The sequence below is a fragment of the Gemmiger formicilis genome, assembly GCF_016900095.1.
In the GTDB taxonomy this organism is placed as follows: Bacteria; Bacillota; Clostridia; order Oscillospirales; family Ruminococcaceae; genus Gemmiger; species Gemmiger formicilis_A.
In genome coordinates this window covers 1-25,113 of the sequence record NZ_JACJJP010000039.1, presented here as the reverse complement: position 1 = coordinate 25,113, position 25,113 = coordinate 1, and the positions used below count along the sequence as shown (strand labels likewise).

The following is a 25,113-nucleotide window of genomic DNA, read 5'->3' as shown; positions in this document are numbered from 1 at the left end:
GTGCTGGTGCTGGCGGCGGGCGTCTGGGGGCTGCGGGGGCGTCTGGGCCCGGTGTGGGCGGTGCTGTCCGGGCTGCCCGGCTGGGTGGACGCCCAGCTGGCGGAGCATTTTGTGCCCGGCTACACCGACCGGCTGCGGGCCCTGCGCCGCCGCAACGCCCTGCTGCACGGGGAACTGGCGGCCGCCGCCCCTTTGCAGGCGGAGAACGAGGCCCTGCGCACCCTGCTGGAAAGTCCAACACGGTCGGAAGGCGGCGGCTGGCAGCCGGTGCGGGTGATGGCCCGGGACCTGAACGGCAGCGTGACCCTGGCCGGACAGTTTGCCCCCGGCACCCCGGTGCTGGACGACCAGGGGCGCCTGGCCGGGGTGGTGTGTGAGGCTGACGACACCCGCAGCCGGGTGGACCCGGTGGGCACCGGCCGGGGGGCGGCGGCTGTGCTGGCGGGGGCCTGCTGCGGTGTGGTGCAGCGGGAGGGTGGCAACCTGGTGCTGACCGGTCTGCCGCGGAACTGCGGGTTGCCGGCGGGGGGTGTGGTCTCCACCTCCGACGGCCTGTGGGTAGGCACCCTGGCCCAGGCCCCCACCCCTGACGACACCGGCCTGACCGAATGGGCTCCGCTGCAGGACACTGGCGACACCGGCGGGGCGGTTTTGTTCCTTCCGGCGGGGGATGACGGGGACTGATGTTGCATTTTTGTCCCCTGCTGTGTATAATAGCCGAAGAAAAGGATGGTGGAACCCATGGGCAAACGGCGCAGAAACTCGCCGAGCAAGAAACGCCTGACCGTACTGCTGGTGATCTGCGGGGCGGTCTTTGTGTTGTTTGCGGTGCGGCTGGCCTGGATGCAGTTTGCCATGGCCGATCACTACGCCCAGAAGGTGGCCGAGGCCAGCCAGACCAGCTACCGGGTGGAGCTGCCCGCTGCCCGGGGGGACATTCTGGACCGGAACGGCACCGTGCTGGCTCAGGACCAAACGGTGTACGACCTGAACCTTTGTCTGCCCGCACCGGAAGGCACCGACCTGACCCGGACCATACAGACCCTGCAGGAATATGAATGCTTTGACCCCAGCGGCGAGGATGTGGAAACACAACTCGCCGCCTTTTTTTCTGTGGCCAGCGCCGGGGAACTGACGGTGGCCACCGGGCTGGACGGTGCCCGGGCGGCGGCCCTGTACGCCACCGGCCTGCCCCAGAGCGGGGCGGTGCGGCTGGTGGCCCGGGGCACCCGCAGTTGGCCGGATGGCACTCTTCTGCCCCATGCGCTGGGAGACACCGGGCCCATCACCGCCGAACAGTGGCAGGCGGAGGACTATGCCCTGTCCCGGGCGGGGGTGGCCATGAACGCGGAGATCGGCCAGAGTGGGCTGGAGCAGGTGTACGACGAGCTGCTGCGGGGACAAAGCGGTTCGGTGCGGGTATCGGCGGGGTTTGACGGCACCCGCACCGAGACAGTGGCCAAAACGCCCGAACCCGGGGCTGATCTGGTGCTGACCCTGGACGCCGGGTTGCAGCAAACGGTGCAAAGCGCCTTGCAGGAGCGCATCCGCACCCTGCAGACCACCGCCGGGGCGGGAGCCGGGCGGGAGTGCAACGCCGGCGCCGCCGTGGTGGTGGATGTGACCGACGGCGGGGTACTGGCGGCAGCCAGCTGGCCGGGATACGACCTGAACAGTTGGCGCAGCGACTACGCCGCCCTGGCTGCGGACAGCGGCGCTCCCCTGCTGGACCGGGTGTGTGCCGGGCTGTACGCCCCGGGCTCGGCCTTCAAGCCGGCAGTGGCGGCCAGCGCCCTGGCGGCGGGGGTCATCACGGTGAAGGACACCGTCAACTGCACCGGCCGGTACACCTACTACGCCGGGTATCAGCCCGGCTGCCTGCAGCTGAGCCACAGCGGGCCGGTGAGTCTGCTCACCGCCCTGCAGCACAGCTGCAACATCTACTTTTACGATGTGGGACGCCGGTTGGGGGTGGATGCCTTCTCCGCCACCGCCCAGCTGCTGGGGCTGGGGGCCGACACCGGCGTGGAACTGCCCGCGGCAGCGGGACGGCTGACCTGGACCAGCGACGAAAACTATCAGGACGGTCTGGCTCTGCAGGCGGCCATCGGGCAGGGCAACACCGCCGTGACACCCCTTCAGCTGGCGGCCTATGCCGCTGCCCTGGCCAACGACGGCCGTCGCCCCGCTTTGCATTTTGCGGACCGGGCGGTAGATGCCGACGGAGAAACGCTGTGGCAGTTTGAACCCGCCACCATGGCCGAAGCCCCGGGGGGCGAGGCGGTGTTCGGGCCCATCCGGCAGGGCATGATGCTGATGGCCCAGACTTTGTCCGCCTTGCGGGAAGCCCCGGTCACCCTGGCCTGCAAGACCGGCAGCCCCCAGCGCCCCGAGCGGATGCCGGGAGGCGGATACTACACCAACTCGGTGCTCATCGGGTACTTTCCCGCCGAGGCCCCCCGGTACGCGGTGGCGGTGGTGCTGGAATACGGCGGCGGCGGTGCCAACGCCGCCCCGGTGATGCGGGCCATTGCCGACGCTTTATGCGGGTAAAGACAGCCAAACAAAAAAGCGTGATTTGTACAAAACTCAACGCGCCGTCGTGCAGAAGCGGGACGGCGCGCCGTGATTTTGTGCAAAAATATTGTCCAATTTTTATCAAAAAAACAGTTGTCGGGGGTCTTGTCTTGTGCTAGAATAATAAAGGATAACCCCATGTATGGTCAGATCGTGTCCCATGCGGGGGCGCTCTTCTTTGCATCATTTCCACAAAAACCAACCGGAGGCCCGCTGACGTGAACGCACAAACCATCATGATCTGTTCCGGCAAGGGGGGCACCGGCAAAAGCACCACCTCTGTTCTGCTGGGCGCCGAGCTGGCGCGGCAGGGGCAGCGGGTGCTGCTCATTGAGCTGGATTCCGGATTGCGCAGTGTGGACCTGATTGCCGGTGTGTACGGTAAGACGGTGTATGATATTGAAGATGTGCTGTGCGGCCGCTGTCAGGGCGACAAAGCCATTGTGCCCAGCCCCATCTATCCGGGGCTTTCGGTCATCAGCGCCCCCTATGAGGGCGGCGAAGTCCGCCCCGCGCCCCTGGCCTCCCTGATTCTGGCCATGCGCGGATACTTTGATTTTATCCTGTTTGATACCGCCGCCGGGATGGGGGCCCCTTTTCAGGCAGCGGCCCAGCTGGCGGAGCAGGCGTTGATTGTGCTGACCCCTGACCCCGTGGCTTTGCGCGACGGGCGGATCGTGGCGGATGCCCTGATTGAGAGCGGGCATCCCCAGGACAACGTGCGTTTGGTGATGAACCGGGTGACCCGGCAGAGTTTTGCCAGGGGCGCGCCGGTGTTCGATCTGGACGAATGTATCGACACCGTGGGGGTGCGGCTGCTGGCTGTGATTCCCGAAAGCCGGGAACTGCAGCTGGCCGGAGCCCAGGGCGAGGCTTTGCCCGAAGGTTGTGCCGCCCAGAAAGCCGGGGCCGCCATGGCCGGCCGGATCCTGGGGCGACGGATTCCATTGACGTATACCGGTTGAACCCGTTCAGGGGGTTTGCTTGATCGAGATTTTTATGTTGTTCATCATGCCGCTGGCATGAGGGAAGCGGGGTTTGTTATGACGATTGCATTGGTTGCCCACGACGCCAAGAAGGAACTGATGGTGCAGTTCTGCATTGCGTACCGCAGCATTCTGGCGTCGCACCGGCTGATTGCCACCGGTACCACCGGGCGGCTGGTGTCCGAGGCCACCGGCCTGGAGGTGCAGCGCTTCATGCCCGGCGAGCACGGCGGCGACCAGCAGATTGCCGCCCGCATCGCCTGTGATGAGGTGGACATGCTGCTCTTCTTCCGCGATCCCATCACCGCCAAGCCCGGCGAACCCAACGAGATGAACCTGCTGCGTCTGTGCGACGTGCACAACATTCCGGTGGCCACCAACATCGCCACCGCCGAAGTGCTGATCCACGGCCTGGAACACGGCGACCTGGATTGGCGCACCATCCTGAACCCGTAACCCAAAAGGAAAAATAAGAGAATGGGCCCCCGACCGGCTGACCGGTCGGGGGCCCTTGTTGTATGAATCTGTGCTTTTACAGGCTTTCGATCATGGTTTCCACAATGGCGGTGGCGGTGCGCACGTACTCGGCAATGCTGAAATCCCGTACCACCAGCACTTCGTATCCGTCCTCGTCGGCGTTGTCGCTCATGGCCCGCAGGATCACGCAGGGCACGCCGTTGCGCGCCGCAATCTGGGCCACCGCCGCCCCTTCCATCTCCACACAGTCGGGGTGGCACTTTTCCTCAATCAGGCGCTTGGTCTCGGCGTCGCCCACAAAGGTGTCGCCGGTGGCAATCTTGCCCGCAATGGCCTTGACGCCGCAGCGCTCACAGGCCTGCATGGCGGCATTGACCAGGGTTTCGTCCCCGGGGAACTCCTGCAAAAACGGCGCGCTCTGGCAGATCATGTCGTTCTGGGCGTCGTGGTAGACCACCGTGCGGCCCACGCACACATCCCCGATGCCGATCTTGCTGGTCATATTGCCCGCAATGCCGGAAAAGATGATCTTTTCGGCGCCGTAACGGCCGGCCAGCACCTGGGTGGTAGCGGCGGCGTTGGCCTTGCCCATGCCGGCGCAGCAGACCACCACCTGCTTGCCCGCCAGGCTGCCGCGGTAATACTCCACCCCGGCGTAGGTCTCCTGCTGTACATCGGACAGCTTTTCACACAGCTGCGCCACTTCTTCGGGCATGGCGCCCATAATGCCGATGATCATGGTTCTCTCTCCTTTAATCAGACGTTGAACAGGAACTCGATGATGTCCCCGTCCTGCACCACATAGTCCTTGCCTTCGGTGCGCTGCTTGCCCTTGGCCTTGACGGCGGCATAGTCGAAGTTGTCGGCGGCCAGCTCGTCGTAGCTGATGACCTGGGCGCGGATGAAGCCCCGCTCAAAGTCGGAGTGGATCTTGCCGGCGGCCTGGGGGGCCTTGGTGCCCGCCTTGATGGTCCAGGCGCGACATTCCTTCTTGCCATCGGTGAGGAAGCTGATCAGGCCCAGCAGCTTGTAGCTGGCCTTGATCAGGTTGTCCAGACCGGTGGCTTCAATGCCCATCTCCTGCAGGAAGGCCAGCTTCTCCTCGGGGGTGGAATCGGCGATATCCTCCTCGGTCTTGGCACAGATGGGCATGGCCTGGGCGCCTTCAGCCTCGGCCCGGGCCACCACCAGCGGGTAGTAGGGGTTGGCATCCAGCCCGCCCAGCAGGTCGTCCTCGCCCACGTTGCAGGCGTAGATCACCGGCTTGGCGGACAAAAGACCCAGTTCCTTGCGGGCGGCCAGCTGCGCGGTGTCCTCCTCGTCGAAGGCGAAGGTGCGGGCCGGCTGGCCGGCTTCCAGATGAGCGGCCAGGTCGGCCAGCCAGGCAGCTTCCGCCGCGGCGGCCTTGTTGCCGGTCTTGGCGGCCTTCTGCTGGCGGCCCAGACGGTTGTTGACCATTTCCAGGTCGGACAGGATCAGTTCCAGATCAATGGCGTCGATGTCCCGGATGGGGTCCACACTCTCGGGTTTGTTCACATCCTCCACCACATGGACGATGTTGTCGTCGTCAAAGCAGCGCACCACATGCACCAGGGCGTCGCATTCCCGGATATGCCCCAGGAACTTGTTGCCCAGGCCCGCACCGGAAGCCGCACCCTTGACCAGGCCGGCAATGTCCACGAACTCCACGGTGGCGGGGGTCTTTTTGTCAGTCTTCCAGATCTCGGCCAGCTTGTCCAGCCGCGGGTCCGGCACCGCCACGATGCCGGAGTTGGGCTCGATGGTGCAGAAGGGATAGTTGGCCGCCTGGGCATTGCGGGTGGAGGTGATGGCGTTGAACAAAGTGGACTTGCCCACGTTGGGCAGGCCGACGATACCGAGTTTCATATACAATTCGCTCCTTTGGCGTACTGATGCATTTTATACCAGTGTTTATTATACACGTCCCGGGCCCGGCAGGCAAGGGGCGGGCAGACAAAAAGCGGCGGGGTCTTCCCCGCCGCCTGGCTGGTGCTGTGCGCACCGGACTTTACAGCATCTCCTCGTCCGATTCATCGGCCATGAATTCCCGGCTGCTCACCCGCTTGTTTTCCCGTTCGGTCTCAATCATATTGGACAACTGTTCCTTCACATCGGCCGAATGGGGAATCCACCGGATGTCGAATTCCGGGGTGGATTTGTCCGCCGAGCAGCAGTGGATGGTGCCCAGCCCGAACAGCCGTTCCCACAGCGAACGGCGCAGGGTCACGTCCATAATGCGGTACAGGCGGATTTCCTCCTCCTGGGTGTTCAGGATGCCGCTGCGGATGAGCAGCTTTTCCGGGGTGAGATGATAGGTGGTAAAGGTGAACGGCAGACCGAAGAGAATGCGTTTGCGGTCCTGCCAGACAAAGTTTTGTTCGGCCATGGTGATCTCTCCTTTCCTGCGGGGTGGTTTCTTTGGGTCCAGTATACCATATGCGGGCGCCTTCCGATAGCCCGCCCGCAAAACTTTGCCGGTTCCTTTGCCGAATTGGCGGAAAAAATCGTAGTTTCTTCTTTATTTTTCAACATTTGACCCGTATAATAAAAACAATGATATTTTGGGAGGGTATACCGGAATGGCGAACGAAAAGATTCTGGTCGTGGACGACGACAAAAACATCTGCGAACTGCTGCGGCTGTATCTGGTCAAGGAAGGCTTTGCGGTGACGCTGGCCTACGACGGCAAGACGGCCTTGCAGGAATTTGACAAACTGCACCCCGACATGGTGCTGCTGGACGTGATGATGCCGGATATGGACGGCTGGGAGGTCTGCCGCCGCATCCGCCAGAACCACAAGACGCCCATCATCATGCTGACCGCCAAGGGCGAAACCTACGACAAGGTGCTGGGCCTGGAACTGGGCGCCGACGACTACATCGTCAAGCCCTTTGAGACCAAGGAAGTCACCGCCCGCATCAAGGCGGTGCTGCGCCGCTGCGCCGTGCCCGGCGAGGAGGACAAGGGCGTGTACAGCTTTGACAACCTGCACCTGGACATGAACCGGTACGAGCTGAAGGTCAAGGGCAAGGTGGTGGATGCACCGCCCAAGGAACTGGAACTGCTGGCCTGCCTGGCCGGGCATCCCAACCGGGTATACACCCGGGACCAGCTGCTGGACGAGGTGTGGGGCTTTGAGTATTACGGCGATTCCCGCACCATCGACGTGCATGTGAAGCGTCTGCGGGAAAAGCTGGAAGGGGCTTCCGACCAGTGGTGTCTGAAAACCGTGTGGGGCGTGGGATACAAGTTCGAGGTGAAGGAATAAGTGCATCGCAAAACCATCAGCCGTGAGCTGTTCACCAGCATTGCGATGGTCCTGCTGCTGAGTCTGGCACTGATGTGCGGCATCCAGAGCGCCCTGTCCATCGCCTATTTTTCCAACGAGCGGATGAGCGCTTTGACCAGCGTGCTGGACGGCGCCACCGCCCTGAGCCAACGCTTTGCCGAGCAAGGCAGCGACGTGACCCAGCCCATCACCGACGAAGCGCTGAAAGAGAACATCGAGAGCGGCTTTGAATTGTTTCACACCTCCGCCGATGCGGTCATCTTCATCACCGACCCCACCGGCAAGATCATCCTGCACACCGAAGCCGCCGACCTGACCGGGGAATCCGTATCCCCCGAGGTGCTGGACGTGCTGAACAGCGGGGTGGACTATTACAGTGAAGATACCCTGGACGGGGTGTTCAGCACCAAATATTACACCGCCGGGCGGCTGATCGAAGGTCCCACCACCAACGCCTATCTGTTTGTGGCCACCTCCATGGACGCGCTGCACCAGTATGTGAGCGATCTGCTCAGCATCTTCCTGGTGTCGGCGGTGGGCATCCTGCTGTTTGCCAGCGCTATTTCCATCCTGTTTGCCCGCAAGATCAGCGCCCCCATCGAGCAGATCGGGGAAGCCGCCCGCCAGCTGGGCAGCGGCGACTTCACCGCCCGGGCACCGGTGGACGGTTGTGAGGAGCTGGCCGATTTTGCCACCACCTTCAACAACATGGCGGCCCGGCTGCAGACCATTGACAACGCCCGGGGCCAGTTCATGGGCAACATCGCCCACGAGCTGCGCACCCCCATGACCAGCATCAAGGGCTTTATTGACGGGATGCTGGACGGCACCATCCCCGCCGAGGAGTACAAGCATTATCTGGGCATCGTCTCCCAGGAGACGGGACGTCTGGCCCGGCTGGTGCAGAACATGCTGGACATCACCAAGCTGGAATCCGGCGAATACAAGTTCCAGGCCCGCAACTGCAACATCTGGGACACCATCACCGACGTGGTGCTCTCCGACGAGAAGCGCATCGAGGACGGGCAGATCGACATCCAGGGGCTGGAGCCGGCCCGCCAGCCGGTGTACGCCGACCCCGACCTGATCCACCAGGTGGTGTACAACCTGGTGGACAACGCCATCAAGTTCACCCCGCCCCAGGGCGTGATCCGTTTTTCGGTCAAGCGGGACGGCAACATGGTGGTGGTGGCGGTGGAGAACACCGGCGAAGGCATCTCCCCCGAAGCCCTGCCCTTTGTGTTTGAACGTTTTTACAAGGAGGACCGGTCCCGCGGCCTGAACACCCGGGGCAGCGGTCTGGGCCTGCATATCTGCAAGGTGCTCATCAACCTGTCCGGCGGCCAGATCAAGGCCGAAAGCGAACAGGGCAAGTGGTGCCGGTTCACCTTTACCCTGCCTGTGGGACAGGGGGAATAAGAGGAGGTTTGTATGCGGTATCCCGAAACCGTCGTCCCCCTGCGGGACGGCAGCAGCCTGACCCTGCGCAGCGCCGGGCCCGAGGACGCCGAAGCGGTGCTGGCCTATCTGGAGGCCACCACCGCCGAGACCTCCTATCTTTTGCGGGAACCGGGGGAAAGCAGCTTCACCCCCGAACAGGAACGGCAGTTTTTGCAAAGTCGGGCGGATTCGCCCCGGGACCTGATGCTGCTGGGCTTTTACGAGGGCGAGCTGGTGGGCAGCTGCGCCCTGGCCTCCCTGGGGCCCTTCCGCCGGGTGGCCCACCGGTGTGATGTGTCTATTGCCCTGTACCGGAAATTCTGCGGCAAGGGCATGGGCACCGCCATGATGACCGCCCTGCTGGCCCAGGCCAAAGCCGCCGGGTACGAGCAGGCGGAACTGACGGTTATGGCCGACAACAAACCCGCCATAGCCCTGTATGAGCGGCTGGGCTTTGCGGTCTGCGGCACCCTGCCCCACAACATGAAATACGCCGACGGCAGCTACGCCGACGCCTGCTGGATGGCAAAATCACTGTAACGGTAAAAAAACCGCCCCGGGAATCTCTTCCCGGGGCGGTTTTGTATTTTGTCAGGCACCGGCCAGCGGGGCCAGGAGCACCGCCGCCAGATAGATGAGATACACGGCCAGGCACAGGCCCCCCTGCCAGCGGTACAGCCGCTTTTTGAGCAGGGCGGGCAGCAGCAGGATCAGCCCCAGGGCCACGCAGGCGGGCATATCATACCGGCGGAACTGGGCCCCCACCGGCAGATGTTCCCGGTAGGTCAGGCTGCACAGGGGCAGCACAAAGGTCAGGCTGAGGATGGCGCTGTTCAGCATCTGCATGGGCAGGGCCGCCGGGGGATACACCCGGCAGCGCACTGCGAATTTTTTCCACACCGAGCCGAAGGGATGGTGCAAAACTTCGGCCAGCAGGGGCAGGCTGAACCCGAAGGAGATGAGGGTGGCCGCCCACAAGGCCTGGATGGTGCCGGTGATGTTGGCCAGCACGGTGGCGCTGTACAGCAGCGCCCAGGCCCCCACCGTGAGCAGGGCCGCCCCGAACAGCATGCCGAAGAGGTTTTTCATGCTGTTGGTCAGGTTCATGGCCGGAAACGCCATGGTCTGCATGGCAGGCACGGCGGCGCTGCGGGGCAGGCGCTTTTTGCCCACCCCGATGGGTTCCAGGCCCTCGTCGTAGGCCAGACGGTACTGGTAGAGGATGCTTTCCAGCACAAACAGCACAAACAGGGCCATGAGAAGCCCCGCCCCCGTGTGGGTGAGCACGCCGTCCCCGGCAAAGAGCTCCAGCACCAGGCAGGCGGCCAGCAGGATGCCACATTTGCGGCAGAATTCCCCCCGGTCCACCGTGACCGACCGACGCAGCAGACATAAGGCCAGTACCAGTCCCAGGTCGATGACCGCCCCGGCCAGGGCCACCCCCACCGCCATGGAGGTGATGGACAGCCCCGACGCCAGAAAGGCCAGCACCAGCTGGGGCATGGCCACGCTGAGGGAGGCCACCGTGCCGGACACCACCCACATGGGCAGACCGCACAAGGCGCAGCACCAGGTGGCGCAGCGCCCGGCCAGCCGGCTGCCCACAGCGGTGAACATCAGCCCCACGGCATAGACCCCCAGGGTCACAAGCAGAAACATGCGGCAACGACCTTTCCGGAAAACTACACAGGGCGCAAAGGCCCCTCAAACCAAAAAGCAGCGCCCCTGCGGGCGCTGCCAAAAGCGAACTTAATAGGCGATGCCCCAGACCACCATGGTCTTGGCGGGCTTGCCGCAGACCGGGCAGACATCGGACAGGTGCTCCTGTTCGAAGGGCATGCATCGGCTGGACAGCCCCGCCTGCTCCTTCATGGCTTCCTCGCAGGCCAGATCGCCGCACCACATGGTCTTCACAAAGCCGGTCTTTTCGGCCACCTTGGCCTTGACCTCTTCCATGGTGGTGGCGCTGACGGTACGGGCTTCCCGGTTCTTCAGGGCGCGGTCGTACAGGTCCTTGGCCAGGGCCTTCAGCGCGGCGGGAATGGCGGTCTCCAGGTCCTCGAACTTGACAAACTGCTTCTCGCGGGTGTCGCGGCGGACCAGCACGCACTGGCCCTGCTCGATGTCCCGGGGGCCCACTTCCAGGCGCAGGGGCACGCCCTTCATCTCCCACTGGGCAAACTTCCAGCCGGGAGCCTTGTCGGAATCATCCAGCTTGACGCGGGCATACTTGCCGATGGCCGCAGCCAGTTCCTGGGCCTTCTCGGTGACGCCGGGCTTGTGGGCGGCCACCGGAACGATGACCACCTGCACCGGGGCGATGGCCGGGGGCAGGATCAGACCGTCGTCGTCGCCGTGGGTCATGATGATGGCGCCGATGAGGCGGCTGGAAGCGCCCCAGGAAGTCTGGAAAGGATACTGCAGGGTGTTGTCCCGGCCGGTGAAGGTCACGTCATAGGCGCGGGAGAACTTGTCGCCGAAGTAGTGGCTGGTGCCGCTCTGCAGGGCCTTGCCGTCCTTCATCATGGCTTCGATGGTGTAGGTGGCTTCGGCGCCGGCAAACTTCTCCTTGTCGGTCTTGCGGCCTTTCAGCACCGGGATGCACAGGTCGTTTTCGCAGAAATCAGCATAGCAGTTCAGCTGCTGCTCGGTCTCGGCCTTGGCTTCCTCGGCGGTCTCATGGATGGTGTGGCCTTCCTGCCACCAGAATTCGCGGGTGCGCAGGAACGGACGGGTGGATTTTTCCCACCGGACCACGCTGCACCACTGGTTGTACAGCATGGGCAGGTCACGGTAGCTCTGCAGCACATGGGCAAAGTGGTCGCAGAACATGGTCTCGCTGGTGGGACGCACCGCCAGACGCTCTTCCAGCGGCTCGCTGCCGCCGGTGGTGACCCAGGCCACTTCGGGGGCAAAGCCGTTGACCAGCTCGCCCTCCTTCTTCAGCAGGCTTTCGGGGATCAGCATAGGCATGGCGACGTTCTCGTGGCCGGTGGCCTTGAAACGGCCGTCCAGATTCTTCTGGATGTTCTCCCAGATGGCGTAGCCATAGGGGCGCAGAACCACAAACCCCTTCACGCTGGAATATTCGACCAGTTCGGCCTTGGTGCAGATGTCGGTATACCACTGCGCAAAATCCACTTCCTGCGCGGTGATGGCTTCGACCATCTTTTTCTTATCGTTTGCCATTGCTTTTCCTCACACTTTCTACAATTTTACGGAAGATTACAGACGTTCCTCCACATAGCTGACCACATCGCCCACGGTGTGGAAGTTCTCGATCTCCTCGTCGGGGATCTCCACGCCGAACTCGTCGGACAGGGTGGTGATCATATCAATGACATCCAGGCTGTCGGCGCCGAAATCCTCCACGATGTCGCTGTCGGGAGTGATCTTCTCAGGCTCCACATCCAGCTGGTCAGCCAGATATTCGCGGATGCGTTCAAAAACTTCGGATTCCATTCTAAACTCTCCTTCAATCTATGGTTGCCCACGCTGCGGGCAGAATGCAAGTCTTCATGTAATTTTATATCGTATCCCATGCGGGTTGTCAAGCGCCCGGGCAGTTTTTTGTGGTGTAATGGTTGTACGCCGCCCCCAAAAGCGATATGATAGAAGGAGAGCAACGATACAGGAGGGCCTTTTATGCAACTGGAGTTCACCAAAATGCACGGCTGCGGCAACGATTACATCTATCTGGACTGCCGCGAGACCGGTTTGCCGGAAGAGATCGCGGAATGGAGCCGCAAACTGTCCCGCCGGCATTTTTCCGTCGGGGCGGACGGCATCATCTGCATCTGCCCGCCGGTGCTGGCCGGGGGCGACGCCACCATGCGGATGTTCAACGCCGACGGCAGCGAGGGCCGCATGTGCGGCAACGGGGTGCGCTGCGTGGCGCAGTACCTGTATGAGCACGGCATGGCCAAGGACGTGATCGAGATCGACACCCTGATGGCCGGGCGCAAGACCCTGCGCCGCCTGGGAGACGGCATGTGGCAGGCGGACATGGGACGGTTTGATGCCAACCCGGACGCCTTGCCCGCCGTAGGGCTGGGCGCCGGGCCGCTGGTCCACGCCGACCTGGTGGCCGCCGGCAAGAGCTGGGACGTGGCCTGCGTGAGCATGGGCAACCCCCATTGCGTCATTGTATGGCCGGACGCCGACACCCTGCCCACGGGGTCGGCGCTGGCCGACATCGGCCCTGCCTTTGAGCGGCACCCCGCCTTCCCCGAGGGGACCAACACCGAGTTTGTGTATGTGCGGGACCCCCATCACCTGGTCATGCGGGTGTGGGAGCGGGGCAGCGGCGAGACCCTGGCCTGCGGCACCGGCGCCTGCGCCACCGTGGCGGCCATGGTTCTGCGGGGGATCTGCCCCCGGAACGAGGCCGTCCAGGTGGAACTGCTGGGCGGCACCTTGTCCATCACCATCGACGCCGATGACGCGGTCCAGATGGCCGGCCCTGCCGAGACGGCTTTTGTGGGCCGGGTGGAAGTCTGAGCACATCCCTATATAAAAGGTAACAAAACTGCGGCCCTGCCCGGTACATGCCGGTGCGGGGCCGCAGTTTTTACGATTTGGGAAAGAATCAATGGTGTTCCGCCAGGTCCGCTTCCCGGATGGCGTCGTTTTCTTCCTCGTAGGCGGCGGCGGTCTCATCGTCAATGACGTACACCGTCACCGGAATGACCGCGCTGGTCACCGATTCGTCGTAGGTTTCGTAATACAGGTCGATGAAGGCATGGCCGGCCATCATGGCGGTGCCGGTGTCCGCCGCGTAAGCGTAGCCGTACACAAACCGGCCGTCATCGGAGGTAATGTACAAGAGGGTGCCGTAGGGGATCACCGACGGGTCCACCGCCACGGTGCCGTAGGTCAGCCGCTGTCCGGAGGCGCCCTTGGCTGTCAGCGAAGCGGAATAGCCGGTGGAACGCTGGCCGCGGTAGACGGTGGTCACGCCCTCCACCGGGACGCCGTCCACCACCTCGGGACCGTGGAAGATGGACACCGGGGCGCCTTCGCCGTAACACTTGATCACGGTGGGCTGCATTTCCACCAGGGTTTCCCGGCCCACCTCCGTCGTTTCGGTCAGTTCGCCGTCCACCCAGACTTCCCGCCAGGTGACCTGATCCAGGCCGTCCTGGCCTTCCTCCATCACCGTCTGCTTGTCCTGGTTGCGGTAATACAGGCTGGTCTGGCAATATTCGGTTTCCATGGGAACGGCTTCCTCGGTGGCGTATTCCACATAATCCACACGCTGCAGGGTGACGCTGTCTCCCCGTTCCAGTTCCTCATCCAGGGCGGGCTCCACAATGTCCTGGTCCCGCACCTCGATGCCGGCTTCGGAGAGCAGCTCCCCCACCGTCTCGTCGGTGGCCACCAGGTCGGTGGTGGTGCCGTCCGCAGTCACCGGTACCGTGAAGGCCCGCAGCACGTGGATGCGGTCCCGGCCGTTGCTCTCCACAATTTCCAGCTCGTCCTGGCTGCTGGGGGCGGCCAGGCCGGCCTGGTCCACCAGGGTGTTCACATCGGTGGCACAGGTGACGATCACGCCGCTCTGGCCGTGGGTGTCGCTGATCTCCACAATGCGCAGACTGTCGCTGACCACGGCCAGCGCCGCTCCCAGCGAAACCGCCCCGCACAACAGCACCGCACAGTGGGGGCCGAGGATTTCCAGGCGACGGCGGATATGTTCCCGGGTTTTGACTGATAACATGGTTGCTCCTGCCTTTTTTGGGCTTTGGGCGCCGCAGGGCGGCACACCGGATGTTTACAACTTTTTCGGCGCATAAGGAAAGTGCCGGCCGCGGAGGCCGACACCCTGTGCCGGGGCAAAAATGCCGCGAAAAAAGCGTACGTTCTTGTATTTACCAGGCTGTTACACCTGACAACAGTTCCGGATTATTATACTTCACTTTTGCGGGGTTGTCCATAGCTTCGACAGATTTTTCACCTGGGATCGGGCTTTTGCACAGACTTTGCCCCAAAAATCCGGTGAATTTTGTTCCGCTTCCGCACAAAAAAAGCCGCGGAAGGATCGTTCCTTCCACGGTTTCAGAATTTTTGTTTCAGGTCACCCGGCCCTGCCATGCCGTCGCTGCAGTGCCCGGAAGCCAAGTGCCAGGGTGGTGATTCCCCCGGCAGTTATACATACAATGCTGATCCACTGGGCCGCCGACAGAGGTCCGGCCAGCCCGCGCGCCGCATCGCCGCGGAAACATTCCGTGGCAAAACGCAGGCATCCGTACCCCAGCAGATAGACAGCCAGCCTGCGCCCCGGTTGCCGGTAAAAGGGCAGACAGAGCACCGCACAAAGGACAAAATCCCCAGCGGACTCAAACAGCTGCACCGGCATCAGGGGAATTCCCGAAGGTGCCGCCCCGCCGGCCGGGTAAACCACCCCCAGAATGCTGTCGGTGGGAACGCCATAGCAGCAGCCGGCACAGAAACAGCCGATCCGGCCGATTCCATGCACCAGCGGTACACAAGGCAGATAGACCGTTTCCAGCTGGGAAAAGCGCACCGACCGGGACAGCAGCAGCCCGGCCACACACAGAGCACCGCCGATCAGACCGCCGTAAAAAACCATACCGCCGTATAAGTACATCTGCAAAAATAGCTGCGGATTTGTCCACAACAGCGAAAAATTTCTTTTCAGGCTGGGCCAGACCAGAATCAGGGCATATACCTTGGCGCCGACCAGGGCACCGGCCAGAAAAATAAGATAAAAGCGTGTCACCGATTCCCGGGGCAGCTCCGGCGCATGGCGCTGTGCCCGATGCAGGCTGAGAAGCCATCCCAGTACGCCCCCCACCGCCATGAGCAGACCATAAACCGGCACATCCCGGTTGATGAGATGAATGTAAGGCAGCATGGCGATTCATTCAACCCTGACCGCCGGGATCAGTACGCGCCCAGAGCGCTCAGACCGCCGGCCGCCCCCACAATGCCGACGCAGGCAATGCAGCTGACAAAAATCAGCGCGCCGAAAATGGTGCCCAGCAGGCTCAACACAAATCCGGCCGTGCGCAGACTATCGTTATATCCGGCCTTCTTGGAATTGTTGGCCAGAACCAACCCCACAATGCCCAGAATCAGGGACAGAAATGAGGTTGTACCGAAAAACCAGAACACGATGGAAACGATACCGCAAACCAGGCTGGCGATGGCAGCGCTCTTGCCGGGAATCTCCTGATTGTTCATGATGATTTCCTCCTAAGTATCCACTGAATAGAAATCAAATTCCAGAAAATTTTGTTGAAATTAGCATAATTTTAACACATTCTTATATTTGCGTCAATGATCCTCCCACGCTTTTTGATAATGCAGCGTCATTTTTACAACCTTGTTTTTTCAGCAGTTCCAGGCTTGGCCGCCGGTTTTCTCTTCCGGCCGGCAGAGAGCCAACAGATGGCAGACCATCGGACTGACACGTCACCCCTTTTGAAAAGAAAAAAGCCCGGAAAACCACGGTTTTCCGAGCTTTTTGAGCAAATCGAATAAAAATCAGCGCTTGCTGAACTTTTTCCGGTGCGGCAAATGTGTTCTGGTTGCTTCGGTTTGAGCGTTTTCCGGAGGCAATAATAACACAGAACCGTGCATTTTGCAATCATTCAGGCAGAAGTTTTCGCAACTTCAGCCAAAATCTACAAGGCGCCTTGCTTCTTTTCTGCTTCTTATCCACGGCAGCTCAGGGCTGTGGAGGGAGTGTGAAGAGGCAAGGTTTTTCTGTTATGTACGAATGCCATTTCTTTCTGAGACGAGATTTGTCAAGGATATATTTTGTTTATCAGAATGCTATGAATCGCGTGAAAAATAAAACGAGTCTCTTTCATTGTAAAAAGCACTTAGAACGCTCCGGTTCTAAGTGCTTTTTCCTGTTATGTCCCTCAAAGCCGCATCTTGCCTCTCTTTTGCCGACTCTAAATCTTCAAAATCTCCCAAATCGGTCAATTTAACTACTGAAGCGTCAACCTTGGCATCCGGGTTTTCCTGCTGGCCCCGGATGGTGGCGGGGATTTCACCGTCCAGTTGCCCGCGTATACTCTCAGCCCGCAGCAGACAGACCTCTTCCAACGTATCCACCGCCAGCTGGTGGTCTTCATAGGAACAAAAGGCGGTGGGATCTTTTTGAACATAAGGAGCAATCTGCTTTGCCGTTTGTCGGAGGGTGACTGCAAACCGACCGCTTTCAAAGTATTCCGAAAGGAGCTTGTCGAAATAGGCGTGATAGCGGGCAAAGTACTCGTCGTGCTTCATCAGGTTGTGGTAAAGCGGCCGGTTCAGCATAACCTCACCTTCCGCCGGGGTGTTTATGGGATAGTTAATAAGAATGTTGGGATCTTTGACAGGATCAGTCATCCCCAGGGCATAGGTGCCGAAGGCCAGGTTATAATCCCAGGGCAGGATGCTGAGGATTCCTTTTTCCTCATACAAAAAGTAATTATGCACGGTATGGCCCAGATAGCTGTCCCAGTTCATCACAAAAACCTGCACGGTGAAATACCGCAGCACCTCGTCCACATTGACGGCGGTTTCCAGTTTTTCACCGGTGGACAGGGTTTTCAGCGCTTCGATCATCCGCTTCTGATCGGCTTCCGATACCTTGAATTTGGCGTTTTCAAAGATGCCGGGATAGCTGTCCGGGTTATCGTCGATATATCGCAACGCCACATCGGCGTTTTCCGCATTCAGGGAACGGTAATCCGGCTTGTACAGTTTCCCGTGATCATTCCCGAAATTCCGGCGGGCAAAGGCTTCCTCCGGCTCCTCTACCGCCAGGAACAAGCCCCAGTCCTCTCCGTTGACCGTCACCCAGACATAGCTGCAAAGGGGCGCAGGCACCCCCATGAACGCCATCATATCGTAGACCATGTAGGTTTTCAGGTAGCTGTTGTCCTGAAAGGAAGCGTCCAGGGAAAATTTGTCCAGCCCATAATAATTCCCGCCGTCCAGGAACTGGTCGAATTCCAGCTTGAGGCTGTAGCGGGAAAGCCCGTATTCCTCCGTCAGCCGCAGGGAATTGTTGCCCTTTGCCCGCAGCCCGATATTATGAAACGCTTCTCCGTCGATTTCGACGGTGCAGGCCACATATTCTTCTTGTTCGGCGTCCTCAATAAAAACGCCCCAGTCCGCAATTTGGATATCAATGACGTGCACCCGGCTGTCGTCAAATAACCGTGTCACATATCCCGGGTTGGCGCTGGCTTTGGGAAGCCCCAGCTGTTCGCCGAACATCAGCAGCAGAGTGAGGAGGATTGCCAAAACCGCCGCGCCGATGCAAATCCAGTCGATATACTTATACTTTACCATTGCGTTATCCCATGTAGTCGCCGTTGTAGGAAACCAGCACCACCCGGGACACGCCCGGCATGGCCTCCAGCTCGTTGACAAAGGCGCTGCTGTCCTCTTTCAAACGAACCTCATAGTTGAGTTCCACACAGCCGTTGTCCACGCTCTTGCTCTTGAGATTCAGCCGCCTGACCTGGGACTTCACAAAAATCCGTGCCTGTTCCTCAATCCCGCTGTTTTCACAGTGCACCACCAGGATATAGGGGGAATCCACCGTCTTCTTTTTGGAGAAAGCAACCAGCACCACCCCGATGAAGATGCTGCCGAATACCGCCAGCGGAATCAGGCCGGCGGCCAGCACGATGCCTACCGCAATGGCCCAGAACAGGAAAGCGATATCCATGGGTTCCTTGATGGCGGTGCGGAACCGGACGATGGACAGAGCGCCCACCATGCCCAGAGACAGCACGATGTTGCTCACCACCGTCATAATCAGCAGGGTGGTAATAAGCGACAGAGCAATCAGCGTCACGCCGAAGCTGGCCGAATACATTACGCCGCTGTAGCTCTTTTTATAGATGAAAAAGATAAACAATCCCAGCAGAAAGGCCAATACCATGGCAATCACCATGTCCAGTATGGAGATGCTGGCGATATTCTCCAGAAAGCTGGATTTGAAAATATCCTGAAAGGTCATAAGGCCCTTCCTCCTCAGATGGTTTTAATCGAACCGCCGGCTCAGGGCGTATTTGGAGCAGGCCGCAGCCTGCCTTCCGGGTACCTGCACCGCCATGCGGACAAGCTCCGGCAAAAACGCATCGTATTTGACTTCCAGTACCGTGCCAGGCTCCATTGTGCGCATGTAGAAAATCGCCGGATTCAGGAAGTCCACATTTCCAAGCCCGGTGCGGATATCCCGATCTAACGTGATACGCACATTGCCGGGCGCATAGAGAAAAGCCTCCCGGTCGTAACGGACGATGGCCTTCGGCCACAGACCTTTCCCTTTGATTTTGCTGTAAAGCTCGATGAAGAGCGGTTCATCCGAATCCAGCAGGAATTCGGAGCTGCCCGAAAGCAACTCCTTTACCTGTTCCTGCGTCATCTGGGCGCTGCGCTTGCCGCACAGGCCGTTTATTTTGTACTTCTTTTCCAGCCGGATGAAAGAGGTGTCCATCCCGTAATACCGCAGCCGGAATTTTTCCCTCCGGTTGACCCCGTTGATTTTCTCCCGCAGGGCGCTGTCATAGGGTGTGTCAAAGTACAGGCTGGTGACCCGGTATGTACCCCCCGGCCCGGCGTTTTTATCGTGGGCAAACAGCTTTTTGAGCCTTTGGGAAAGCACCAGATCTTCCCGCAGGTTGATCCGGTGCTTCAGCTCATGCCGCAAGGGGAGCTCGTTTTCCGGCTTAGTCGTCATAACCGGAATCCCCATCGTCCCAATCATCGTCGGCTTCCCGGTCGTAATCGCTGCCGCCGTCGTCGTAATTGGTATCGCCGTAATTGGTATTGCCGTGATCATCATAGTTGGTATCGTTGTAATCAGTGACACCGTCATTATTCGGGCCATAGTCCGTATCATTGTAATCGGTGACGCCGTCGTTGTTCGGACCGTAGTCGGTATCATTGTAGTCGGTCACGCCGTCGTTGTTCGGACCGTAGTCGGTATCATTGTAGTCGGTCACGCCGTCGTTGTTGGGACCGTAGTCCGTGTCGTTGTAGTCGGTGACGCCATCGTTGTTGGGACCGTAGTCGGTGTCATTGTAATCGGTCACGCCGTCATTATTCGGGCCGTAGTCGGTATCGTTGTAATTGGTGGAACCGCTGCCGGTGGCCGGGGTTCCGCCCTGCGTGCCGGCAGTCTTATGTTCCGCCTTGACAACCTTGCCGGTGACCGCGTGGATGTCATACTCGTACTCGTTCCCGTTCGCCATGAACTCCAGCTCAAAAATCGGGGTTCCGTCATCGTGGTCGAATTCCTTATCGTCAAATACCGCGTTCGCTGCATTGACATTCGCCTGGGCAAGCGCAATTTCCTGCGCCTTTTCCAGCGTGATGTAGGGGGACGGCTTGCCGTCTTTGGCATAGGCGGGATCATAGTCATCGTCGTCAATGGTCACGATGCCGGAGGAAATCTCCAATCCCTTGACCGCTTCCTGCGTGCTGGCGCTCATATCCGCCAGAAAATCGTCGCTGGGAAGTACCGAGCCCGGCTCCAGCTGCAGGACGATGTTCTTTTTGTTGCCGTCAATGTCATCCACAAAGTAACCCGCCTCATTGATCTCAACAATCAGATCCCGCAGGACGGCCTCGCAGTCTTTTCCGATATAATCCGGATAGGCCTCCACAATGCCCTTGCCATCATCGTTCCGGCCGGTCAGGGCGGTGACTTTGCCGTCCCTGTTGTATTCGATTTGGATTTCCGGATTGACGCTTAAGGTGAGAACACCGGTTTCCTTCAGTGCCGTTCCCTCCTGCGCCGGTGCCCCGCATCCGGTCAGAAGGACTGCCGAGGCGACAGCCAGGGAAGAGACCGCTGCAAAAAGTTTTCTTCTCAATTTCATATGATTTGCTCCTTTCGGTTTCCGTTTGTTTGTGGCTTTTGTTTTGCCTTACACTCATAGATTACGGAAACGGGTTTTCAAAACCGGGGTAAACTGGAAAATTTTTTTGAAAAATTCAGTCGTCATCGTCCGGATCGTTGTCATCGTCTGAATCATCATCCGAATCATCGTCGTCATAGCCGCTGTCGCCGTCGTTGTCGTCATCGTTGTGATCCGGATCATAATCGGTGTCCCCGTCCGTATAATCCGTGACCCCATCGCTGCCGGGACCATAGTCCGTATCCGCAGGCGGCTTACTGGTGGAAGGCGGTGTATAACCCGTGTCCCCGTCATTTCCGGGGCCATAATCTGTATCCGTATACGCCGGCGAACTGCTGACCGGCGGCGTATAGTCGGTGACGCCGTCGTTATTCGGGCCGTAATCGGTATCATCATAATCGGTGGCGTTGGAAGACGTCGGAGGGGTAACCGCCGGCCGGGACGGCTCGGACGAAGATGGCAGTGTGGATTCCGGCTGAGAAGAACTCGGCTGAGAGGGGGTCGAAGATGAGCTGTTTTCCGGGCTTTCCTGTCCCTGTCCGTCTTGATGGTTCGTAATTTCTATTGTAATGGTAATCCGTCCGTCCAAATACTCTGTTACTTTGGTGCGCAGCTCTGTCCCATATTCCTGGAACAGGACTTCGTCCGGGGAATCAATAGAGAAGGAAACCCGGCCGCCTTCCGATAGGAAGCCCATTTCAATGGCGCGGTCGATCAGCTCATCGGCAACCGTTACCTTGTCTTTTCCTTTTCCGTCATAGCCCTCCAGCAACGTTTTCCCGTCTTCATTCGTCCCCGTCAGCCCTACAACCGTACCTTGCCGGTTCAGCTCCATCTGTACTTCCGGGTTGATGGTCAGATATATGGATGAATAGGGCTGTAGATAATTCTGGTAATAGCCGATGCCAAAGAACAGAAGGAAACAGGCTGCAATCGCCGCAACGCCGCTGCTGATCCACCGGACGGTATGCCGCTGCCTTTCCGGCGTCTCCTTCATCAGCACCGGATCATACACCGTCTGCCCGGTTTCGTATCGCAGATTGGCCGCTTTCAAAAAGCGCCCCTCTTCATCCAGAAGAACCGCATAGCCGGGGTGGCATTCCATAACCAGATAGCTCATCGCACTGCCACTCCTTTCATCACCTGTTTCAAATGCCCGCGTATGATTTCATACCCGTTGGTATAAATCAGAAGCAGGGCTACCATATACTTGCGGTGCCGCTCCAGCGTCTTGCGCTCCACACCGCTCCCCGTTGCCAGCTGCCCGATGGGCAGGCGTTTTGTCTTTAAAAGGTCCTCCAACAGCTCCGGGTTCCCCTTTGCGTATTCCAATGCTCTCCGGCAGGCGTCCAGCGTCCGCTGCTGTTTGGGGCAGTTGTCCGCCACATCGCTTAGGCTGACGCCGAATTCCTGCATCTGCCGCGTCAGCTCCTCGATCTCTGCGCGGGTCGCGTCCCGCAACGCCGTCTCTTCGTGGGGCTCCCTGTCGTCCGCCAGAGTCTCTCCCAGAGTTGCGTCTTCTTCTCCTATCGGCGCATCCAGCGATAGGACGCGGCTGTGACGCTGTTCCCTGCGGCTGTAATCAACCAGGCGGCTTCGGATCAGCATGGCCGCATATTTCAGGAAGGAACCCCTGGTGCGGGAATACCCGCCGATTGCCTCGTGAAAGGCCATCATGGCGATGCTCAGCTCATCGTCCTGCCCCTCTATGGGAGGACGCTTTAAGAACTTCGCCGTTTCCGCCTTGATAAAGGGCAGGTATGCGCGGATCAGGTCATCCGCCGCCCGGACGTCTTCTTTGGCCGCATAGACCTGTTCTACGATTTTATGTGCATCGTTCATGCGGCAAATCCCCTCCTGCATATAGAATACGTCCCTATTTTGAAAAAAACGGGGTCGAAACCAAAAACCTGTATGTATAAAATCCCATTATGTAATGATACCTCTATCAGTATTAAGACGCGACCATAAACGGGTTAAATTTGTGTAAAATCGATGTAAATCGAACGACGGAAGAAGGCGGCGCTTCTTCATTCCCGCACGTTTTCGCTTTCATATTCCATAATTTTACGCAGGCTTAACCTACTCATGATAGATGCCAAACACGAATCAAGATATAATTATACTGAATTGTTGTACCTAATTGAGGAGGTGTTTTTTACGGGGGCTTTCTTTGACTGGCTGCTGTCAAATTTGAACTGGATCATTCCAGTGATCTTCATCCTGGCGGTTGCGATTCCGTCTTTAACCGTAGTCCGCAGGCTGACGAAAGGGCATGTCAGCAAAAATTCCTGCACCGTACAGACCGTGGGATTTATCCGCTCCACCCGGCAGACCGGCCTGTATGTCAACGAAAACCCGCAGCTGCTTTTTGAACTGGACGCCCTGGCGGAGGACGGAACGGTGTTCCAGACCAGCGTGCGGAAAATCATCCCCATAACGGCGATGGCCGGTATGGTTCCCGGCAGGGCGATCCCCATCCGCTATAACCCGGACGACAGAATCCGGGCAGTGTGGGACGACCATCCGGATGAATCGCTGGCGCAGGAACGCGCCGCCCGCTATCTGTGCCAAAAGCACCCGGGCGATCTTTCCTATGAACAGCGGATGGAGCTGTTAAAAAACGGCGTGATGAAAAAGGCGTTGCTGAAAAGCTTCCGGCTGACCGGGAAAGAAGAGGCCGGGGACTATGAGGCAGAAGCGGCCATCCAGCTTGCCGGCGAGGAGCAGAGCGGCCATACATTCGAGCGAACGCTGTATGTACCCAATACGGCTTTGGAATACCTGATTCCCGGGCGGTATGTGGACGTGCGCGTCATCCCGGGCAGGGAAAATCTCTTTGTTTTTGTACTGGATACCTCCGTGGCGTCCGGCATCAGTTAAGAGGAATACGGCGTCCGTTTGATACAGAGAAAGGGGTTGACCGTTTCGTGGAAAACGTATGGAGTCTTTTTTTCAACTGGATGGCTGAAAATCCGATTCGGGCCACCGTGATCATATCTGCGGTGGTCATTGCGCTGTGTATCCTGCTGGGATTTGTGCTCCCGGCCAGATCCGAAAGGCGGAAAAGGGAGAAGGAGCAGCGCTGGAGGGATGCCCGCACAGTGAAGACCTTGGGTTTTATCCGTTCCGCAAAGCATACGGGACGATGCGTCAATGACAATCCCGAGTTTCGCTTCGTGGTGGACGCACTGGCCGAGGACGGGACTTTTTTTGATACCACCGTGACGGAAATCATCCCGAGGGCGCAGCTTCCCATGTGCGCCGTCGGAGCGCCGCTCTCCATCCGGTATGACCCGGCAGACCGCTCCCATGCCATCGGGGATGATAATCCGGATGCCGATGTGCTGAATGAGCGCATCGCCCGCTACCAGTGCCGAAAACATCCGGGCGAGCTGACCTATGAACAGCGCATGGAGCTTAGCAGAAACAGCGTGGTCAAAAAAGCGCTGCTGGAAAACCTGCGGCTGACCGGGAAAGAGGAAGCCGGGGACTGGGAAGCGGAAGCGACGGTTCGGATCACGGACAATGCGGCGGGAGACACGGTCATGAACCGCACCCTTTATCTAAACGACAAGATGCTTAAGCATATGGTTCCAGGCAAATATATCGACATCAGCGTTGTGCCGGGCAGGGAGGACTTTTTCGGTATCGTAACGGATATCGCTACGAAGGTTGTCCCTGAGAAAAGCGGGTCTTGAACGTCAAGCGGGCGCTCTTTCCTGTCCGGGATAATGTCACAAAAGAAAGGATTGCATTTTGAAAACGATCATCCATGATTTTAATAAAGAAACCTCCTCTGCTTTTGAACTTCCGGATGAAAATGTTGTTGTTCTCAATGCGGACGGCCATTATGCTCCGTGCCGTGGCTGCTTTGCATGCTGGCTGAAAAATACCGGATTCTGTGTGATGGACGACTCCTTGAAACATGCGGGCGCATGGATTGGGCAAAGCGACCCGCTGATCATTATCAGCCGTTTGTGTTACGGCGGATACAGCCCCGGCGTCAAGGCTGTTTTGGACCGCGCTATTGGGGTATCCCTCCCCTTCTTTACCTGGCGGGGCGGCCAAACCCACCATATAGGGCGCTACCCGCAGCGAAAGCTGCTGCAGGTTCTCTTTTACGGAGATTCTACGGAATGGGAGCGGCAGACTGCCACAGAGCTTGCAGAGCGCAACCGGCTCAATCTTGGATATGAAAAAGCGGAAACGCTGTTTTTCCAAAATCCAGCACAGATCAGGGGAGCGATATCATGAAGCTGCTGATCCTCAATGCAAGCCCCAAAAAGAGAGGCGTCGCTTCTCAATTTTTCTCCGGTATCCTCCGGCTGTTTCTTCCCGGCCTTGTCAAAAAAACGGTTCCTCTGCGGAGCCGGAAAGACTTTGACCATGCGCTTTCCCAGTTGGGCAGCGCGGACGCCGTATGTA

The 25,113-nt window shown here is 59.3% G+C and carries 27 protein-coding genes; 11 read left to right on the top strand and 16 right to left on the bottom strand.

The window, feature by feature from the left end:
• From H6B15_RS13905 to mgsA, 4 genes are all read left to right on the top strand, one after another.
• The coding region (locus H6B15_RS13905) for a hypothetical protein (RefSeq protein WP_204648603.1) at positions 1-684 on the top strand (684 nt) is incomplete at its 5' end.
• Positions 685-729: 45 nt separating this feature from the next.
• Entirely contained in the window at positions 730-2,553 is a 1,824-nt protein-coding gene (locus H6B15_RS13900) for a peptidoglycan D,D-transpeptidase FtsI family protein (protein ID WP_204648602.1), read from the top strand.
• 242 nt (positions 2,554-2,795) lie between these two features.
• Positions 2,796-3,542 (top strand): AAA family ATPase, encoded by a 747-nt coding sequence (locus H6B15_RS13895; protein ID WP_345942000.1) that lies wholly within the window; start codon positions 2,796-2,798, stop codon positions 3,540-3,542.
• A gap of 78 nt (positions 3,543-3,620) precedes the next feature.
• The gene (gene mgsA, locus H6B15_RS13890) at positions 3,621-4,019 is read left to right on the top strand and encodes a methylglyoxal synthase (RefSeq protein WP_204648601.1); all 399 of its coding nucleotides are present in this window, start codon (positions 3,621-3,623) and stop codon (positions 4,017-4,019) included.
• Positions 4,020-4,095: 76 nt separating this feature from the next.
• On the opposite strand, the gene H6B15_RS13885 is transcribed toward mgsA, so the two are convergent.
• From H6B15_RS13885 to H6B15_RS13875, 3 genes are all read right to left on the bottom strand, one after another.
• Positions 4,096-4,779 (bottom strand): 5'-methylthioadenosine/adenosylhomocysteine nucleosidase, encoded by a 684-nt coding sequence (locus H6B15_RS13885; protein WP_204648600.1) that lies wholly within the window; start codon positions 4,777-4,779, stop codon positions 4,096-4,098.
• A 17-nt stretch (positions 4,780-4,796) separates the two neighbouring features.
• Positions 4,797-5,927, bottom strand: a complete 1,131-nt coding sequence (gene ychF, locus H6B15_RS13880; RefSeq protein WP_204648599.1) for a redox-regulated ATPase YchF — start codon at positions 5,925-5,927, stop codon at positions 4,797-4,799.
• Positions 5,928-6,069: 142 nt separating this feature from the next.
• Positions 6,070-6,447 carry a PH domain-containing protein gene (locus H6B15_RS13875; RefSeq protein ID WP_204648598.1) on the bottom strand — a complete coding sequence of 126 codons (378 nt, stop codon included), beginning with the start codon at positions 6,445-6,447 and terminating at the stop codon, positions 6,070-6,072.
• A 193-nt stretch (positions 6,448-6,640) separates the two neighbouring features.
• On the opposite strand from H6B15_RS13875, the gene H6B15_RS13870 reads away from it, so the two are divergent.
• The 3 genes from H6B15_RS13870 to H6B15_RS13860 are packed head-to-tail and all read left to right on the top strand — an operon-like array spanning position 6,641 to position 9,331.
• Entirely contained in the window at positions 6,641-7,330 is a 690-nt protein-coding gene (locus tag H6B15_RS13870; protein ID WP_204648597.1) for a response regulator transcription factor, read from the top strand.
• On the top strand, positions 7,331-8,770 hold the full coding sequence (locus H6B15_RS13865; protein WP_204648596.1) for an ATP-binding protein: 1,440 nt from the start codon (positions 7,331-7,333) through the stop codon (positions 8,768-8,770).
• Between the two features lie 12 nt (positions 8,771-8,782).
• The gene (locus tag H6B15_RS13860; protein WP_204648595.1) at positions 8,783-9,331 is read left to right on the top strand and encodes a GNAT family N-acetyltransferase; all 549 of its coding nucleotides are present in this window, start codon (positions 8,783-8,785) and stop codon (positions 9,329-9,331) included.
• A 51-nt stretch (positions 9,332-9,382) separates the two neighbouring features.
• On the opposite strand, the gene H6B15_RS13855 is transcribed toward H6B15_RS13860, so the two are convergent.
• The 3 genes from H6B15_RS13855 to acpP all read right to left on the bottom strand — a co-directional run bounded on the left by H6B15_RS13855 (position 9,383) and on the right by acpP (position 12,253).
• Positions 9,383-10,450, bottom strand: coding sequence for a hypothetical protein (locus H6B15_RS13855; protein ID WP_204648594.1), 1,068 nt, complete (start codon positions 10,448-10,450; stop codon positions 9,383-9,385).
• Positions 10,451-10,540: 90 nt separating this feature from the next.
• Entirely contained in the window at positions 10,541-11,980 is a 1,440-nt protein-coding gene (gene proS, locus H6B15_RS13850; RefSeq protein ID WP_204648593.1) for a proline--tRNA ligase, read from the bottom strand.
• A gap of 36 nt (positions 11,981-12,016) precedes the next feature.
• A complete protein-coding gene (gene acpP, locus H6B15_RS13845; protein WP_204648592.1) occupies positions 12,017-12,253 on the bottom strand; it encodes an acyl carrier protein in 237 nt (78 codons plus the stop codon).
• A gap of 183 nt (positions 12,254-12,436) precedes the next feature.
• Between acpP and dapF the strand changes: the two genes are divergently transcribed.
• Entirely contained in the window at positions 12,437-13,291 is an 855-nt protein-coding gene (dapF, locus tag H6B15_RS13840) for a diaminopimelate epimerase (protein WP_204648591.1), read from the top strand.
• 88 nt (positions 13,292-13,379) lie between these two features.
• Here the strand turns inward: dapF and H6B15_RS13835 are convergent, their stop codons facing one another.
• The 10 genes from H6B15_RS13835 to H6B15_RS13790 form a co-directional block, all read right to left on the bottom strand.
• Positions 13,380-14,507: a 3D domain-containing protein gene (locus tag H6B15_RS13835; RefSeq protein WP_204648590.1), complete on the bottom strand. Its 1,128-nt coding sequence runs from the start codon at positions 14,505-14,507 to the stop codon at positions 13,380-13,382.
• Positions 14,508-14,864: 357 nt separating this feature from the next.
• Positions 14,865-15,665 carry a prolipoprotein diacylglyceryl transferase gene (locus tag H6B15_RS13830; RefSeq protein WP_204648589.1) on the bottom strand — a complete coding sequence of 267 codons (801 nt, stop codon included), beginning with the start codon at positions 15,663-15,665 and terminating at the stop codon, positions 14,865-14,867.
• A 29-nt stretch (positions 15,666-15,694) separates the two neighbouring features.
• Positions 15,695-15,994: a hypothetical protein gene (locus H6B15_RS13825; protein WP_204648588.1), complete on the bottom strand. Its 300-nt coding sequence runs from the start codon at positions 15,992-15,994 to the stop codon at positions 15,695-15,697.
• A gap of 82 nt (positions 15,995-16,076) precedes the next feature.
• Complete coding sequence (locus H6B15_RS13820; protein ID WP_204648587.1) at positions 16,077-16,400, bottom strand: hypothetical protein; 324 nt, start codon at positions 16,398-16,400, stop codon at positions 16,077-16,079.
• Between the two features lie 254 nt (positions 16,401-16,654).
• Positions 16,655-18,103, bottom strand: a complete 1,449-nt coding sequence (locus H6B15_RS13815; RefSeq protein WP_204648586.1) for a CotH kinase family protein — start codon at positions 18,101-18,103, stop codon at positions 16,655-16,657.
• A gap of 4 nt (positions 18,104-18,107) precedes the next feature.
• Positions 18,108-18,779: a DUF4956 domain-containing protein gene (locus H6B15_RS13810; RefSeq protein ID WP_204648585.1), complete on the bottom strand. Its 672-nt coding sequence runs from the start codon at positions 18,777-18,779 to the stop codon at positions 18,108-18,110.
• 24 nt (positions 18,780-18,803) lie between these two features.
• Positions 18,804-19,607, bottom strand: a complete 804-nt coding sequence (locus H6B15_RS13805) for a polyphosphate polymerase domain-containing protein (protein WP_243424430.1) — start codon at positions 19,605-19,607, stop codon at positions 18,804-18,806.
• Positions 19,492-20,646, bottom strand: a complete 1,155-nt coding sequence (locus H6B15_RS13800) for a PepSY domain-containing protein (protein WP_204648584.1) — start codon at positions 20,644-20,646, stop codon at positions 19,492-19,494. Before H6B15_RS13800 ends, H6B15_RS13805 begins: the two co-directional genes overlap by 116 nt.
• 115 nt (positions 20,647-20,761) lie before the next feature.
• Entirely contained in the window at positions 20,762-21,805 is a 1,044-nt protein-coding gene (locus tag H6B15_RS13795; RefSeq protein ID WP_204648583.1) for an anti-sigma-I factor RsgI family protein, read from the bottom strand.
• Positions 21,802-22,548, bottom strand: a complete 747-nt coding sequence (locus H6B15_RS13790) for a sigma-70 family RNA polymerase sigma factor (RefSeq protein WP_345941999.1) — start codon at positions 22,546-22,548, stop codon at positions 21,802-21,804. Before H6B15_RS13790 ends, H6B15_RS13795 begins: the two co-directional genes overlap by 4 nt.
• Positions 22,549-22,992: 444 nt before the next feature.
• On the opposite strand from H6B15_RS13790, the gene H6B15_RS13785 reads away from it, so the two are divergent.
• The 3 genes from H6B15_RS13785 to H6B15_RS13775 are packed head-to-tail and all read left to right on the top strand — an operon-like array spanning position 22,993 to position 24,942.
• Positions 22,993-23,568: a hypothetical protein gene (locus H6B15_RS13785; RefSeq protein WP_204648582.1), complete on the top strand. Its 576-nt coding sequence runs from the start codon at positions 22,993-22,995 to the stop codon at positions 23,566-23,568.
• A gap of 47 nt (positions 23,569-23,615) precedes the next feature.
• Positions 23,616-24,386, top strand: a complete 771-nt coding sequence (locus H6B15_RS13780) for a hypothetical protein (RefSeq protein ID WP_204648581.1) — start codon at positions 23,616-23,618, stop codon at positions 24,384-24,386.
• A gap of 58 nt (positions 24,387-24,444) precedes the next feature.
• A complete protein-coding gene (locus H6B15_RS13775; protein ID WP_204648580.1) occupies positions 24,445-24,942 on the top strand; it encodes a flavodoxin family protein in 498 nt (165 codons plus the stop codon).
• The last annotated feature ends 171 nt before the right edge of the window (positions 24,943-25,113 follow it).

What these genes read in the sequence shown, in the direction of transcription:
- H6B15_RS13900 (WP_204648602.1), top strand. Translation starts at nt 730, where the DNA reads ATGGTGGAACCCATGGGCAAACGGCGCAGAAACTCGCCGAGCAAGAAA.
- mgsA (WP_204648601.1), top strand. Translation starts at nt 3,621, where the DNA reads ATGACGATTGCATTGGTTGCCCACGACGCCAAGAAGGAACTGATGGTG.
- H6B15_RS13885 (WP_204648600.1), bottom strand. Translation starts at nt 4,779, where the DNA reads ATGATCATCGGCATTATGGGCGCCATGCCCGAAGAAGTGGCGCAGCTG.
- ychF (WP_204648599.1), bottom strand. Translation starts at nt 5,927, where the DNA reads ATGAAACTCGGTATCGTCGGCCTGCCCAACGTGGGCAAGTCCACTTTG.
- H6B15_RS13875 (WP_204648598.1), bottom strand. Translation starts at nt 6,447, where the DNA reads ATGGCCGAACAAAACTTTGTCTGGCAGGACCGCAAACGCATTCTCTTC.
- H6B15_RS13870 (WP_204648597.1), top strand. Translation starts at nt 6,641, where the DNA reads ATGGCGAACGAAAAGATTCTGGTCGTGGACGACGACAAAAACATCTGC.
- H6B15_RS13860 (WP_204648595.1), top strand. Translation starts at nt 8,783, where the DNA reads ATGCGGTATCCCGAAACCGTCGTCCCCCTGCGGGACGGCAGCAGCCTG.
- H6B15_RS13855 (WP_204648594.1), bottom strand. Translation starts at nt 10,450, where the DNA reads ATGTTTCTGCTTGTGACCCTGGGGGTCTATGCCGTGGGGCTGATGTTC.
- proS (WP_204648593.1), bottom strand. Translation starts at nt 11,980, where the DNA reads ATGGCAAACGATAAGAAAAAGATGGTCGAAGCCATCACCGCGCAGGAA.
- acpP (WP_204648592.1), bottom strand. Translation starts at nt 12,253, where the DNA reads ATGGAATCCGAAGTTTTTGAACGCATCCGCGAATATCTGGCTGACCAG.
- dapF (WP_204648591.1), top strand. Translation starts at nt 12,437, where the DNA reads ATGCAACTGGAGTTCACCAAAATGCACGGCTGCGGCAACGATTACATC.
- H6B15_RS13835 (WP_204648590.1), bottom strand. Translation starts at nt 14,507, where the DNA reads ATGTTATCAGTCAAAACCCGGGAACATATCCGCCGTCGCCTGGAAATC.
- H6B15_RS13830 (WP_204648589.1), bottom strand. Translation starts at nt 15,665, where the DNA reads ATGCTGCCTTACATTCATCTCATCAACCGGGATGTGCCGGTTTATGGT.
- H6B15_RS13825 (WP_204648588.1), bottom strand. Translation starts at nt 15,994, where the DNA reads ATGAACAATCAGGAGATTCCCGGCAAGAGCGCTGCCATCGCCAGCCTG.
- H6B15_RS13815 (WP_204648586.1), bottom strand. Translation starts at nt 18,103, where the DNA reads ATGGTAAAGTATAAGTATATCGACTGGATTTGCATCGGCGCGGCGGTT.
- H6B15_RS13810 (WP_204648585.1), bottom strand. Translation starts at nt 18,779, where the DNA reads ATGACCTTTCAGGATATTTTCAAATCCAGCTTTCTGGAGAATATCGCC.
- H6B15_RS13805 (WP_243424430.1), bottom strand. Translation starts at nt 19,607, where the DNA reads ATGATGATCACGGCAATACCAATTACGGCGATACCAATTACGACGACG.
- H6B15_RS13800 (WP_204648584.1), bottom strand. Translation starts at nt 20,646, where the DNA reads ATGAAATTGAGAAGAAAACTTTTTGCAGCGGTCTCTTCCCTGGCTGTC.
- H6B15_RS13795 (WP_204648583.1), bottom strand. Translation starts at nt 21,805, where the DNA reads ATGAGCTATCTGGTTATGGAATGCCACCCCGGCTATGCGGTTCTTCTG.
- H6B15_RS13790 (WP_345941999.1), bottom strand. Translation starts at nt 22,548, where the DNA reads ATGCAGGAGGGGATTTGCCGCATGAACGATGCACATAAAATCGTAGAA.